General features: G+C 72.6%; 14 protein-coding genes. 7 read left to right on the top strand and 7 right to left on the bottom strand.

The genetic code is table 11. The annotated features are described in order from the left end of the window. From VFV89_RS05805 to VFV89_RS05795, 3 genes are all read left to right on the top strand, one after another. Positions 1-958, top strand: a 958-nt coding sequence (locus VFV89_RS05805; RefSeq protein ID WP_329704963.1) for an MFS transporter, incomplete at its 5' end; no start/stop codon positions are given. A 130-nt stretch (positions 959-1,088) separates the two neighbouring features. Then, on the top strand, positions 1,089-1,421 hold the full coding sequence (locus VFV89_RS05800; protein ID WP_329704962.1) for a hypothetical protein: 333 nt from the start codon (positions 1,089-1,091) through the stop codon (positions 1,419-1,421). 23 nt (positions 1,422-1,444) lie between these two features. Next, the gene (locus VFV89_RS05795; RefSeq protein WP_329704961.1) at positions 1,445-2,182 is read left to right on the top strand and encodes an aminoglycoside phosphotransferase family protein; all 738 of its coding nucleotides are present in this window, start codon (positions 1,445-1,447) and stop codon (positions 2,180-2,182) included. Between the two features lie 24 nt (positions 2,183-2,206). Here the strand turns inward: VFV89_RS05795 and VFV89_RS05790 are convergent, their stop codons facing one another. After that, entirely contained in the window at positions 2,207-3,049 is an 843-nt protein-coding gene (locus VFV89_RS05790; protein WP_329704960.1) for a MaoC family dehydratase, read from the bottom strand. After that, a complete protein-coding gene (locus VFV89_RS05785) occupies positions 3,049-4,392 on the bottom strand; it encodes a 3-oxoacyl-ACP reductase (RefSeq protein ID WP_329704959.1) in 1,344 nt (447 codons plus the stop codon). The genes VFV89_RS05790 and VFV89_RS05785 overlap by 1 nt, the downstream gene beginning before the upstream one ends. 97 nt (positions 4,393-4,489) lie before the next feature. Here VFV89_RS05785 and VFV89_RS05780 point away from each other — a divergent pair, with 97 nt between their 5' ends. Continuing rightward, complete coding sequence (locus tag VFV89_RS05780; protein WP_329704958.1) at positions 4,490-5,779, top strand: acetyl-CoA C-acetyltransferase; 1,290 nt, start codon at positions 4,490-4,492, stop codon at positions 5,777-5,779. Here VFV89_RS05780 and VFV89_RS05775 read toward each other — a convergent pair. From VFV89_RS05775 to VFV89_RS05755, 5 genes are all read right to left on the bottom strand, one after another. Continuing rightward, positions 5,754-7,025: an APC family permease gene (locus VFV89_RS05775; protein ID WP_329704957.1), complete on the bottom strand. Its 1,272-nt coding sequence runs from the start codon at positions 7,023-7,025 to the stop codon at positions 5,754-5,756. The two genes, VFV89_RS05780 and VFV89_RS05775, sit on opposite strands and share 26 nt — an antisense overlap. Beyond that, positions 7,022-7,516: a hypothetical protein gene (locus VFV89_RS05770; protein ID WP_329704956.1), complete on the bottom strand. Its 495-nt coding sequence runs from the start codon at positions 7,514-7,516 to the stop codon at positions 7,022-7,024. Before VFV89_RS05770 ends, VFV89_RS05775 begins: the two co-directional genes overlap by 4 nt. A 51-nt stretch (positions 7,517-7,567) precedes the next feature. Further along, positions 7,568-7,858 (bottom strand): hypothetical protein, encoded by a 291-nt coding sequence (locus tag VFV89_RS05765; RefSeq protein ID WP_329704955.1) that lies wholly within the window; start codon positions 7,856-7,858, stop codon positions 7,568-7,570. A 51-nt stretch (positions 7,859-7,909) separates the two neighbouring features. Continuing rightward, positions 7,910-8,596, bottom strand: a complete 687-nt coding sequence (locus tag VFV89_RS05760; RefSeq protein ID WP_329704954.1) for a TetR/AcrR family transcriptional regulator — start codon at positions 8,594-8,596, stop codon at positions 7,910-7,912. A 300-nt stretch (positions 8,597-8,896) separates the two neighbouring features. Continuing rightward, positions 8,897-10,450 carry an ATP-dependent DNA ligase gene (locus tag VFV89_RS05755; protein ID WP_329704953.1) on the bottom strand — a complete coding sequence of 518 codons (1,554 nt, stop codon included), beginning with the start codon at positions 10,448-10,450 and terminating at the stop codon, positions 8,897-8,899. A gap of 57 nt (positions 10,451-10,507) precedes the next feature. Here VFV89_RS05755 and VFV89_RS05750 point away from each other — a divergent pair, with 57 nt between their 5' ends. Genes VFV89_RS05750 through VFV89_RS05740 form a run of 3 tightly spaced genes read left to right on the top strand, consistent with a single transcriptional unit; the run spans position 10,508 to position 12,982 of the window. Beyond that, a complete protein-coding gene (locus VFV89_RS05750) occupies positions 10,508-10,885 on the top strand; it encodes a YciI family protein (protein ID WP_329704952.1) in 378 nt (125 codons plus the stop codon). Further along, entirely contained in the window at positions 10,845-12,116 is a 1,272-nt protein-coding gene (locus tag VFV89_RS05745) for an RNA polymerase sigma factor (protein WP_329704951.1), read from the top strand. Before VFV89_RS05750 ends, VFV89_RS05745 begins: the two co-directional genes overlap by 41 nt. An 8-nt stretch (positions 12,117-12,124) precedes the next feature. Next, positions 12,125-12,982 carry a DMT family transporter gene (locus tag VFV89_RS05740; protein WP_329704950.1) on the top strand — a complete coding sequence of 286 codons (858 nt, stop codon included), beginning with the start codon at positions 12,125-12,127 and terminating at the stop codon, positions 12,980-12,982. The last annotated feature ends 8 nt before the right edge of the window (positions 12,983-12,990 follow it).

Here is a 12,990-nt window from a genome sequence, read left to right as displayed (position 1 = left end):
CCTCGGCCGGATCCTGGTGCTCGCCCTGGGAGCCGTTCTGGCCACCGTCCTCGGCATCAGCGTGGCCCTGCTGCTCGTCGTCGCGATCCTGTTCGGGGTCCTCGACGCACTCCACAACCCCGCCGCGACGACGCTGCCGCGTGTGCTGCTGCGCAGCGAGGACCTGCCCAACGGCGCGGGCCTGATGCAGGTCGCGGGCCGCCTGGCGAGATTCGTCGGCGCCCCGCTCGGCGGCGTGCTCGTCGCGCTCGGGGGGCTGCAGCTGGTGATGGTGGTCGACGCGGTGACGTTCGCCGCGGTGGCGGTCTTCGTGGCCCTGTGCCTCCGGCCGCGCTACCCGCGGGTGCTGAGGTCGACCGGCTCGGTCCGTCGCGACCTCGCCGCCGCGGCGTCCTACCTCCGCGCGACGCCGTTCGTCCGGGCCTTCGTCATCTCCCTGTCCGGCCTCAACCTCTTCGTGGGTCCCGCGCTCGCGGTCGGGGTCACGGTCCACGTGCACCGATCCGGGTGGGGCTCGGCCACCGTCGGCGTCGCGGACGCGCTGGTCGGCGTGGGTGCGGCGGCCGGAGCCCTGGTCGCGATCCGGTTCCGCTCGACCCAGCCGGCCCGCACCGGCCTGCTGATGCTGCTCGGACAGGCAGTGGCCATCGCCGTGATCGGCGTGGCCGGGCGGCCGCTCCTGCTGGTCGCCTGCACCGTCATCGGCATCACCGCCGGGCTGGCGTCGACGCAGCTGTCGGGCGCCTTCCAGCAGCTGGTCGACCCGGCGTACCTCGGCCGGCTCGGTGCGGTCACCTCGCTCGGCGACGACGTGCTCATGCCGGCGGCGATGGTCGGCTTCGGCGCCCTCGTCTCCGGCGCCGGGCTGGCCTTGACCTGCCTTCTCACCGGGCTCGGCTTCGTCGCGTTGGTCACCTGGGCCCTGGCCCGGCTGGCTCAGCCGTCGCCGCGGTCGTGAGCCTGGCCCCGGTCGCGCTCATCCTCTGGACGCTGACCGGCAGCATCGCGCTGCTGTCCCGGGCCCGGAGCCGGCCTGACCCGGCGATATCCCATTGCCGCGGGACCGGACCGCTTGGGACGCTCGTGACATGTCGTCAGACACGGTGGTCCCGCCGTTCGACCGGTTCCTGGTCACCGCGGAAGAGGTGGCCAGGGACCGGCCCGACGTGGACCTCGAGCTCGCCCGCGAGGTGTTCCACGAGGTGGCGACCACGCTCTACAACGGGCTGGCCCTCGACGGGCTCGATGACCATGACACCGCCGCGGTGGTCGCCGGACTCTGCGTGGACCTCGTCACCCACGACCCGGGTGCTGCGGTGCGCGCTCGCGCCCGGGCCACGCTGGAGACCCCGGGCGACCTGCATGAGCCGGAAGCGGTGTCGGCGGCGTACCTCATCTCCGCGGCGATGCTGAAGCTCTGACCGACGGCTCCGGAGACGTCCTCGTGGATGAGGTGGAAGTCATCGTCGCCCACAGCGAGCGCGCGACCCTCCGGGTCGCCAACGTGTTCCTGAAGATCGACGCCGACCAGCAGCGGGTGGATCGCGAGGTCGAGGCAATGGCCCTTGCGCCGGTCCCGACCCCGGAGATCCTCTGGCGCAAACCTCCCGTGCTCGCGCTCGCCGCTCTCCCGGGTGCTGCCCTGGGCCGCCTCGGGGAGCGGGACGTCGCGCCACCGGCGGCGTGGGTCGCGGCCGGTGCCGCCATCCGCACGATGCACGACACGCTTCCCCCGCTCTGGCGCGGTCAGGACGCGGGCGAGCTGGGCGCGCGCCTCGAGGCCGAGTGCGAGTGGCTCCTCGACAACGACGTCCTCCCCACCGACCTGGTCATCCGCAACCGTCGACTCGCCGAGGCCGTGCTTCGCGCATGGACGCCGGTGTTCATCCACGGCGACCTGCAGATCGCGCACGTGTTCGTGGCCGGCGACCGGGTCACGGGCATGCTCGACTGGTCAGAGGCCGGCCCGGGTGACGCCCTTTACGACCTCGCCTCCCTCACGCTGGGTCACGAGGACCAGCTCGAACACGTCGTTGCCGGCTACGGAAGCGAGGTCGACCTCGAGCTGATCCGTGGGTGGTGGTCGATGCGGAGCCTGCTCGTGATCCGCTGGCTGGTCGAGCACGGGTTCGACCCGAGCGCGCCGGGCTGCGAGGTCGACGTGCTCAGGGCCCGGATGTGAGCTCGACCGCGTCGCCCAGGTCGCTCAGAGGGCGGTGGTCCGGCCGGACAGGTGCGGCGTGCCGTCCTTCGGGCTGGTCAGCGAGAACGCGTAGCCACCGTCGACGGGTGTGGAGCCGAACGCCACCGAGCCGGGCAGCAGGACCGGTTTCTTGAACGCCACGTCGACGCGGACCGAGTCGGGCAGCCGGTTCTCCAGCGCGGCGACGCAGCGCGCCATCGTCCACATGCCGTGCGCGATCTGTCGGGGGAAGCCGAGCGCCTTGGCCGTGAGCGGATAGAGGTGGATCGGGTTGTGGTCACCCGACACCGCGGCGTACCGCCGGCCCAGGTCGCCGGGCAGCTTCCAGACCACGCCGTGCGGCTCAGCGTCGGGGAAGACCGGCCCCGACGAGGCCGACGGGTCCCCCTTGCCGCGGCGGAGGTAGGTGGAGGTCTCCTCCCACACCTCCTCGCCGCCGACAGTGACCACGGTGAGGAACTGATAGGTCGTGCCCTTGGGATGCGGCTGCGCCGGCCCGACGCTCGTGGTCACCGCGACGGCCTCGCCGACCGCGATCGGGCGTCGGGTGGTGATCGAGTTCGCGAGGTGGACGGTGCCGATCGCAGGCGCCGGGAAGCCGGGGTCGCTCATGATCTCCATCTGGAGCGGGAACGCGAGCAGGTGCGGGTAGGGGAGCGGGACGGTGTCCTTGACCGGGAACCCGCACACCTCGGCGAAGGCGTCGACGTGCCCGCGCTCGATAGCGACCGGCTCACCCGACCGGCTCATGCCGGTGAACGCGCCACTGGTCTTGCGGATCCCGGGCAGCTGGTTCACGACCGGCACCGAGGGCAGCGCGGCCCGGACCATCATGAGGGCCGACATCAGGCGCCCATCATCATCTGGCCGCAGACCCGGACGACGTTGCCGTTGACGGCGGTCGAGCCGGGGGAGGCGTACCACGCGATCGTCTCGGCGACGTCCACCGGCAGCCCGCCCTGCGACATGGCGTTGAGCCGCTGGCCGATCTCGCGGGTGGCGAACGGTACGGCGGCCGTCATCTGGGTGATGATGAAGCCGGGCGCCACGGCGTTGATCGTGATCCCGTTGTCCAGCTCGTCGGCGAGCGAGTCGACCAGCCCGATGACCCCGGCCTTGGACGTGGCGTAGTTGGTCTGGCCGACGTTGCCGGCGATGCCGGCGATCGACGCGACCCCGACGATCCGGCCGTTGTCGTGGACGACGCCCTGGTCGAGCAGCTCGCGGGTGATCCGCTCCGGCGCGGTGAGGTTGACCGCGATGACCTGCTCGAAGCGGTCCTCGGACATGTTCGCCAGCTTCTTGTCCCGGGTGATGCCGGCGTTGTGCACGACGACGTCGACGCCGCCGTGCTTCTCCCTCAGGTGGTGCGCGATCCGCTGCGGCGCGTCCTTCGTGGTGATGTCGAGCGCGATCCAGTCACCACCGAGCTCCTTCATGAGCGTCTGCAGGTCGTCGGCGAGCTGGGGTACGTCGACACCGACGACGGTGGCGCCGTCCCGGTGCAGCGTCCGGGCGATGGCCGCCCCGATGCCGCGGCTGGCGCCGGTGACCAGGGCGACCTTCCCCACCAGTGGGCGGGTCCAGTCGTCGACCCGCACCGCCTCCGTGACGCCGTGTGCGCCGACGCGCACGACCTGGCCCGAGACGTAGGCCGACTTCGGCGAGAGCAGGAACGCCAGCGTCGAGGTGACCGCCCCCTCGGCGCCGTCGGCGACGTGGACCAGCTGGACGGTGCCGCCGTGGCCGATCTCCTTGCCGAGGCTGCGGGTGAACCCTTCGAGCGCACGCTGGGCCACCCGCTCGGCGCCCTTGACCTGCTCCGGCGGGGTGCCGAGGACCACGACGCGCGGGTTGGTCTCGAGGCCGCGCAGCTTCGGGGTGAAGAAGTCCTGCAGTGCGCCGAGCCGGGAGGAATCGGTCAGCCCCGTGGCGTCGAAGACCAGCCCCTTGAACAGCTCGCCCTCCGAGGGCTGGCCGGGGACGACGGACGAGGCCACGCCGAGGGTGTCGAGGAGCGCGGGCAGCGACTCGGAGAGGCGGCCCGTGCCGCCGACCGCGACGGTGCCCCGCACCAGCGGGTCGCCCTCGGTGTAGCGCTCGAGTCGGGGCGGGTCCGGCAGGCCGAGGTTCTTGACCAGCAGCTGGCCGATGGGGCTCGAGGTGAAGGCCTGGTAGCGGTCGCTCATGGTTCCATGCAACTCTCTGTGTAACTCGGTGTCCACGTTTGGTGATCCCCGCCTCAGTGGGTTGGACTGCGAGGTTACTCGCGGGAAACTTGGAGCCATGAACACCTCCCCTCGTCGCGTCGCAGTCCTCGGTGGCAACCGCATCCCGTTCGCGCGGTCCAACACGGCGTACGCGAACGCCTCCAACCAGGACATGCTCACCGCGGCCATCGACGGGCTCGTCGCTCGCTTCGGCCTGGAGGGAGAACGGCTCGGCGAGGTGGTCGCCGGGGCGGTGCTCAAGCACTCCCGCGACTTCAACCTGACCCGCGAGTCGGTGCTGGGCTCCAGGCTCTCGCCCGAGACCCCTGCGACCGACATCCAGCAGGCCTGCGGCACCGGGCTGCAGGCAGTGATCCAGGTCGCCAACAAGATCGCCCTCGGCCAGATCGAGGTCGGCGTCGGTGGCGGCTCCGACACCACGTCCGACGCTCCGGTCGCGATCAGCGAGAAGCTGCGCAAGAAGCTGCTGAAGGTCAATGCCGCCAAGGACACCCGCGGCCGGCTCACCGCCCTGGCGCAGATCCGGCCCGGCGACATCGGCCTGTCCATCCCCCAGAACGGCGAACCACGCACCGGGCTGTCCATGGGCGAGCACGCGGCGCTCACCGCCGTCGAGTGGCAGATCGGCCGCGAGGAGCAGGACGAGCTGGCCGCCGCGTCGCACCAGCACCTCGCCGCGGCCTACGACGCCGGGTTCGAGGACGACCTGGTCACGCCGTTCCGAGGGCTCGAGAAGGACAACAACCTCCGGCCCGACTCCACGGTGGAGAAGCTCGCGAAGCTGAAGCCGGTCTTCGGCAAGGGCGAGTCGGCCACGATGACCGCCGGCAACTCGACGCCGCTGACCGACGGCGCCTCTGCCGTGCTGCTCGCCTCGGAGGAGTGGGCCGCCGCCCACGACCTGGAGCCGCTCGCCTACCTGACGGCCCACGAGACCGCGGCCGTCGACTACGTGCACGGCGGTGAGGGGCTGCTGATGGCCCCGGCGTACGCGATGGCCCGGATGCTCGCGCGCGAAGGGCTCTCGCTGCAGGACTTCGACTACTACGAGATGCACGAGGCGTTCGCCTCGCAGGTCTTGGCGACGCTCAAGGCGTGGGAGGACCCGGTGTTCTGCAAGGAGCGGCTCGGCCTCGACGCGCCGCTCGGCGCGATCGACCGGTCGAAGCTGAACGTCACAGGCTCCTCGCTCGCCGCGGGCCACCCGTTCGCCGCCACCGGTGGCCGGATCGTCCCGGTGCTGGCCAAGCTGCTGGCGACGTCCGAGGGCGGGACCGGTCGCGGGGTCATCTCGATCTGCGCCGCGGGCGGCCAGGGGGTCACCGCGATCCTGGAGCGCGCCTGACCACGGCTCGACCGGCGACCCCGATCGCGAACACCACCAGCCCCGCGACGACCGACGTCCAGGGCAGGGTGGCGACCAGCACCAGGCAGCCGACCAGGCCGAGCACCTGCACCGGCCTGGGCCAGCGGCGGTGGTCGGGCTCCTGGGTGTAGGCCGCGGCGTTGGCGATCGCGTAGTAGAGCAGGACGCCGAACGACGAGAAGCCGATGACCCCACGCAGGTCGACGGTGAGCACGAGGACCACCACGACAGCGGCGAGCACGAGCTGGACCCGGTCGGGCACCTGGTGCCGCGGGTCGACCGAGGCCAGCGAGCGCGGCAGGTCGCGCTCGCGCGCCATGGCCAGGCCGGTGCGGCCCACGCCGGCCAGCAGGGCCAGCAGGGAGCCGAGGCTGGCCACCGCGGCGCCCACCCGCACGACCGGTGAGGCCCAGGCCGCGCCCACCTCGGAGGCGACGTGGGCCAAGGGGGTCGAGCTCGCGGCGAGCTCGTCCGGGCCCACCCCGGCGAGGGCGACGACGGCCACGACCGCGTAGACGGCGAAGGCACCCAGCAGGGCGACGACCACGGCGCGCGGGATCGTGCGCTCCGGCTCGACGACCTCCTCGCCCAGTGTGGCGATCCGGGCATAGCCGGCGAAGGCGAAGAAGAGCAGCCCGGCGGACTGCAGGACGCCGTACGCCGAGAAGCCGGTCAGCCGGAGGTGGTCGGCGTCGGTCTGGCCGCTGGCGAGCACCGCGACCGTCCAGGTCGCGAGGACCAGCAGGGTGACCGCGACGAGCAGCCGGGTCAGCCGGGCGGTGCGGGTGATGCCGCGCAGGTTGACCGCGGTGAGCAGCACCACCGCGCCGGCTGCGACCAGCCGCTGGACCCAGCGGTCCGCCGGCACGGCGTAGGTCGCGAAGGTCACCGCCATCGCCGCGCACGACGCGGTCTTGCCGACGACGAACCCCCAGCCGGCCAGGAAGCCGGGCCACTCACCCAGCTGCTGGCGGCCGTAGAAGTAGGTGCCGCCGGAGGACGGGTACTGCGCGGCCAGCTGGGCCGACGACGTGGCGTTGCACCAGGCGACGAGCCCGGCCAGCGCCAGCCCGAGCAGCAGCCACGAGCCCGCGGCGTCCGCGGCGGGCGCGAACGCCACGAACACGCCCGCGCCGATCATCGAGCCCAGCCCGATGACCACCGCATCTGGAGTCCGGAGCCGGCGGGCCAGGGCCGGCTCTGCGGACCGGGTCGGGAGCGTCACAGCGCGGCTGCGACCTTCTCCACCGCGGCTCGCGCCTCGTCGTCCGGGACGGCCGGGAGCACGTCCTCCCACAGTGGCAGGAAGTGACCCATGGCATCCAGCATGCCCAGCGGACGGGGAATCATCCACACGTGGAAGTGCGCGCCGTCGTCGCCCCAGCGGTAGAGGTGCACCCGGCCGACGTCCGGCAGGGTCGACAGCATCGCCCGCTCCGCCCGGGCGACGAGCGGGCCGAACGCCGCCGCGGCGGCCGCGGGCAGGTCGGCGAAGGAGTCGGCGTGCACCCGGCTGGCCAGCCACAGGCTGCCGGGCAGGCTGCTCCCGACCGGTGCGTGCAGGGTGAAGTGGTCGTCGCCCCACAGCGGGGGAGCGGCGCTGCCGGTGCAGATCCCGCACGGCTCGCCGCCGGGCTCGCCACGCCGGGGTGGCTCGGGCACCACACGGGGTGCGGGTGTGCGGACGGTCAACGGCTCTGCGTAGGGAAGGCTCATGGCTCCACGGTGCGCCCGCGCGGGCCGCTCCGGCTTGATCGGACTTGCCGTTCAGCTCGCCGTCAGTGATCCCACCTGGGCGAGCCGCGCAGCGTTGACGCCGACGCCGATGCCGGACTTGGACAGCAAGGCGATGCGTCCGCCCGGCACGGTGACGAAGCCGGCCGCGTCGAGCACGGCCCGCCGCTCGTCGATGGCCAGGAGGAACGCCGCGCAGTCGTCGGCGTCGAGGCCGCGATCGGGGAGGATGAGGGTGCCGCTCAGCACGTCCTCGCGGCGGGTCGCGAGCTCTGCGGCGGCCTTCTCGAGGAGCTCCCGGACCCGGTCGACGTCGTTCCGCATGGGGGTCACGCTAGGGGCGGCCACCGACAGTGCGGTGGCTCAGCGGGTGGCTCAGCGGGTGGCCAGAGCGAGGGCCGAGGAGACGAGGTAGGAGCGCACCTGCTCCGGTGAGATCTCGCCGACGGTGGGGATGCCCGGGGCGGCCTCGGCGACGAGGATCCCGACCCGCGCGAGCTGCAGCGCGCCCAGCCCGCTGGCGTAGAGCGTGTTGGCCAGCAGGGTCGGGTCGGCGACCTCGAAGTCGCCCGCGTCGACCCCGGCCTGCAGGGCCGCGACCAGGATGGCCAGGCAGCCGGAGATGGCGCGCCCGAGCCTGAACAGCGCGCTCTCGGAGATCTCGTCGAGGAGCTCGGGACCGCGGCGCCGCATCAGGGCCTGCGCGCAGTCGATGAACGCAGGGTGGGCCAGGCCGTAGTCGACGAACGCCCCGACCAGGCTCTCCAGCCGCTGCGCGGCCGGGGCCGAGGTGTCGTCGGCCGCCTGCAGGGCGTCGTGGAGCTCGTCGAGGTAGCTGACCAGGGTGAGCGCGAACAGCTCCTCCTTGCCGGAGAAGTGCCGGTAGACGATCGCGCGGTTGATGCCCACGGCCGCGGCGATGTCGTCGATCTGGGCCTCGCGGACGCCCTTCTCGTCGAACAGCGACCGGGTGGCGTCGATGATCTCCTTCTCGCGGGCCCGGCGCCGGGCCGCGGCCGCGAACCGTCGACCGTCCGAGGCACGTGCACGAGGAGGAGCCATGCCGAGATCGTAGTGGGAGTGCAACTCGCAGTTGCACGACTGTCACGGGTCATCTGGAGGACCGGGTCGGCACCCGGCGTGAGCGGTGTCTCGGCGGTGGGGGTGGGTTCCACACGCGTGCCGCCGTGGGCCAGGTCGGCGCGGATCTGGTCCTGCAGGGAGACTGCGATCTGGACCGCGCCCAGGACCATCACGACGGCGATGAGCCCGAAGATCACCCGGTAGTCGATGAGCACGACCAGCACGAGGTCGTGAGGCCCAGGAACAGCCGCGGGTAGCCGGCGACCCGGAACGCGGCCCTCACGACGGGGCCACCCCGGGGGAGTGGCCGGCGATCTCGCGGACCGTCTCGATCGTGTCCGCCTGGTCGGCGGCCTTGTCGTCGCGGTAGCGGACCACGCGGGCGAAGCGCAGGGCCAGGCCGCCGGGGTAGCGCGTCGAGCGCTGGAGGCCGTCGAAGGCGATCTCGACGACCTGCTCGGGACGCAGGTGGACGACGTGGTGGTCGCGGACCGTGGCGGGGTCGACGGCGAGCTCGGTGAACCGCTCGGTCTGCCAGGCCAGCATCTCGTCGGTCATCCCCTTGAACGTCTTGCCCAGCATCACGAAGCCGCCCTCGGCGGAGTCGTCACGCGCACCGAGGTGGATGTTGGAGAGCCAGCCGCGGCGACGGCCCGAGCCCCACTCGACCGCCAGGACGACGAGGTCGAGGGTGTGCACCGGCTTGACCTTCACCCACGCGGAGCCGCGGCGGCCGGCGTCGTAGGGAGCCGAGAGGTTCTTGACCACGACGCCCTCGTGGCCGAGCTCGAGGACCCTCGACGTGAACGCCTCCGCCTCGGTCAGGTCGGTGGTGATGACGCGCGGGACCAGGAACTCCTCGGGCACCAGCCCGGCCAGCGCCGCCAGCCGCTGCGCGCCGGAGGAGTCGACCAGGTCGCGACCGTCGAGGTGGAGCAGGTCGAAGAAGTAGGGCGTGAGGTGGACGCCCGCACTCATCGCGGCCCGGGAGGCGGTCTCCTGGAAGGGGCGCGGCCGCCCCTGGTCGTCGAGCGCCAGCACCTCGCCGTCGAGCACCACGTCGGTGGCCGGCAGGGACCTGGCCACCTCGACCACCTCCGGGAGCCGCTCGGTGATCAGCTCGAGCGAGCGGGTCGCGACCAGGACGTCGTCGCCGCGCCGGTGGACCTGGATCCGCACCCCGTCCAGCTTGGTGTCGACCGCCACCTCGCCGCCACCGGCCTTGGCCATCGCCGCCTCCACGGTGGTCGCGCTCGACGCCAGCATCGGCAGCACGGGCCGGCCGACCTCGAGCACGAACGCCGACAGCGCCGGCTCCCCCCCGGTGAGCGCCGCGGCCGAGACGGCGACGGTCGAACCCGCCATCATCGCGGCGCGGCGTACGGCCGCCAGCGGCACCGACCCGGCGGCGGCCAGCCCCTCCTGCACCAGGGAGTCGAGCGCTCCCTGGCGGACCTCGCCGGTCACGATCCCCCGCAGCCACTGCTGCTCCGGCGCGGTGGCCCGGCCGAAGAGCTCGGCGGTCGCGGCCGCCCGGGCCTGCTGGGAGCCGGACCCCGACATTGCCGCGATCCGGTCGAACGCCTCGTGCACCTCGAGCACGGTCAGGGACGGCGTCGCGGCAGGTGCCGGCAGGGACTGCATCGACCGCCATCCGAGCCCGGTGCGCCGCTGGCGCAGCGACCCGGCGAGGTAGGACGTGACGGTCTCGATCTCCTCCGGCGAGGACGCTGCGACCCGCGAGAGGAGCTCGGCGAACGCCGCCACCTTGGCCTTGCGCGAGCGCGTCGAGGCGACCTCGGCGGAGGTGGCCACTACGTCGGCGAGCAACATTGTCTGGAAGTCCTTCCCGAGGCGTGTCCCGGCCGGAGGGTCCGGTTCGTCAAGAAGATGTCAGATGAGACCGACAACGAGGAGTCACCCGTGCACTACGCACTGCTGATCTACACCGACCCGCACGCCCAGGACGGCGACACGGACGAGGAGCGCGAGGCCGTCACCGCCGAGTACATGGCGATCAGGGAGGACCCCAGGGTCACCGGAGGCGGACACCTGCAGCCGGTGGCCACGGCCAGCACGGTCCGCGTCGCCGACGGCACCACGCTCGTGACCGACGGACCCTTCGCCGACACCAAGGAGGTGATCGGTGGCTACTACCTACTCGAGGCCGACGACCTCGACGCCGCGCTCGAGATCGCCCAACGCGTCCCGGCCGCACGGATGGGCGGTGCCGTCGAGGTGCGCCCGTTCGTCTTCCCGCCGCACTGACCGGGACCTCGTCATCGACCGCGACCCCGAACCCGCTCTTGCCCGGATCTTCCGGGAGGAGTGGGGTCGCGTCCTGGCTTCGCTGGTCGGGTACCTGCATGACTTCGACCTCGCCGAGGACGTCGCGCAGGCGGCGTTCGCGACCGCCGCGGAGCGCTGGCCCCGCGACGGCGTCCCGGACAACCCGGCCGGATGGCTCATCCGGACCGCCCGCAACGACGCGATCGACCAGCTGCGCCGGCGCCGGACGCTCCGGGCCAAGCTGTCCCAGCTCGACCGACCATCCGAGGTTGCGCCCATGGACCAGGAGCTCGACAGGCAGCTCAGCGGTCACTCGATCCGCGACGAACGGCTCGAGCTGCTCTTCATGTGCTGTCATCCGGCGCTCTCCCAGGACGCCCAGGTCGCGCTGACGCTGCGCGCCGTGGGAGGCCTCTCGACCCAGGAGATCGCGGCCTGTTTCCTCGTCGCCCCCGAGGCCATGAAGCGCCGCCTCAGCCGGGCCAAGCAGAAGATCACCGGTGCCGCGATCCCGTTCCGCGTCCCGCCGGACCACCTCCTCCCGGAGCGGCTCGGAGTCGTGCTGGCGGTCATCTACCTGGTCTACAACCAGGGCTACGCCGGCCGGGTCGACCTGGCCACCGAGGCGATCCGGCTCGGCCGCATCCTGCTCGCGCTGATGCCCGACGAGCGCGAGGTCTCCGGGCTCCTGGCACTGATGCTCGCGCACGACGCGCGCCGAGCCGCGCGTAGCGACGGTGACGAGCTGGTCCTGTTGCAGGACCAGGACCGTTCACTGTGGGACGCAGCGCAGCTCGCCGAGGCACGCGCGCTGGCCGACCGCGCCATCACGGGCCGAGGGCCATACGCCCTGCAGGCGGCGATCGCCGTGCTCCAGACCGACGCTCCGGTCGACTGGCCACAGGTCGCCGGGCTCTACGCGGAGCTCGCCGACCTCACCGGTTCTCCGGTCGTCCAGCTCAACCGCGCTGTTGCCGTTGCGCAGGCGGGGCGGCCCCAGGACGCCCTGGACCTCGTGGACTCCCTCGACCGGGATCGGCTCGACGGCTACCAGTACCTCCACTCGACGCGAGCCGAGCTCCTGTCCCGCCTGGACCGGCGGCAGGAGGCACAGGCGGCGTACGCCCGGGCGCTGGAGCTCGCCCGGGACGACCGTGAACGGCGCTTCCTCCGCCGCAGGCTCGAGGAGCTGCACGGCAGCCAGTCGTAGGGTGCCGTGTGCACCTGGACCCGGGACCCCTCGTCGTCCTCCTCGTGCTCGTCGCGGCCGTCCTGCACGCGACATGGAACGCCCTGGCGCACGCCGCCGAGGACCGGCTGGTCGGGTTCGCGCTGATCTCGACCTCGACGCTCGTCCTCGGTGCGGTCCTGGTGCTGGTCGGCGAGCCGGTCGGCTGGCACTATTTCGGCCTCGCCGCGCTCTCGGCCGCGCTCCACATCGCCTACCTCCTGCTGCTCATGGCGAGCTACGAAGTGGCCGACCTCAGCCGTGCGTACCCGCTGTCGCGCGGCACCGGCGTCGCCCTCGTGGCGATCGCCTCGATCGTGCTGCCGCGCTCACCGCTCGACGCTGAGGTGGTCATCGGCACCACGCTCGTGGTCGTCGGCCTGGTCGCGATCACCTTCGTGGGGCCGCCGCTGACCCGCAGCGACCGGATCGGGATCGCGACCGCGCTTGGCACCGGCACCGCGATCGCCGGCTACACGATCGTCGACGGCCTGTCGGTGTCGGGCGGCGCCCCGGTGGTGGCGTACGCCGGCTGGCTGATGCTGCTCCAGTCGTGGGTCGTCCCGTTGTACGCCGTCGCGAAGCGCGGCCGCGCCCTCCTCGCCGTCCCCCGGCGCCAGGTGGCGCAGGGGCTCACCGGGGGAGCGGTCTCACTGGTGGCCTACGGGCTGGTGCTGCTCGCCCAGACCAGCGGGCAGCTGGCCGCGATCGCGGCCCTGCGCGAGCTCAGCATCGCCGTCGGAGTCCTGCTCGGCGCCTTCGTGCTGCACGAGGCGCTGGCGCGGAAGCGGCTGCTGCCGGCGCTCGTCCTGACCGCCGGTGCCGTGGTCCTCGCCCTGAGCATCTGAGTCTCCCG

It is taken from the genome of Nocardioides sp., from assembly GCF_036274455.1.
Taxonomy (GTDB): Bacteria; Actinomycetota; Actinomycetes; order Propionibacteriales; family Nocardioidaceae; genus Nocardioides.
Note: the sequence above shows the minus strand (reverse complement) of the source record. Positions and strands in the feature narration are given on the sequence as shown.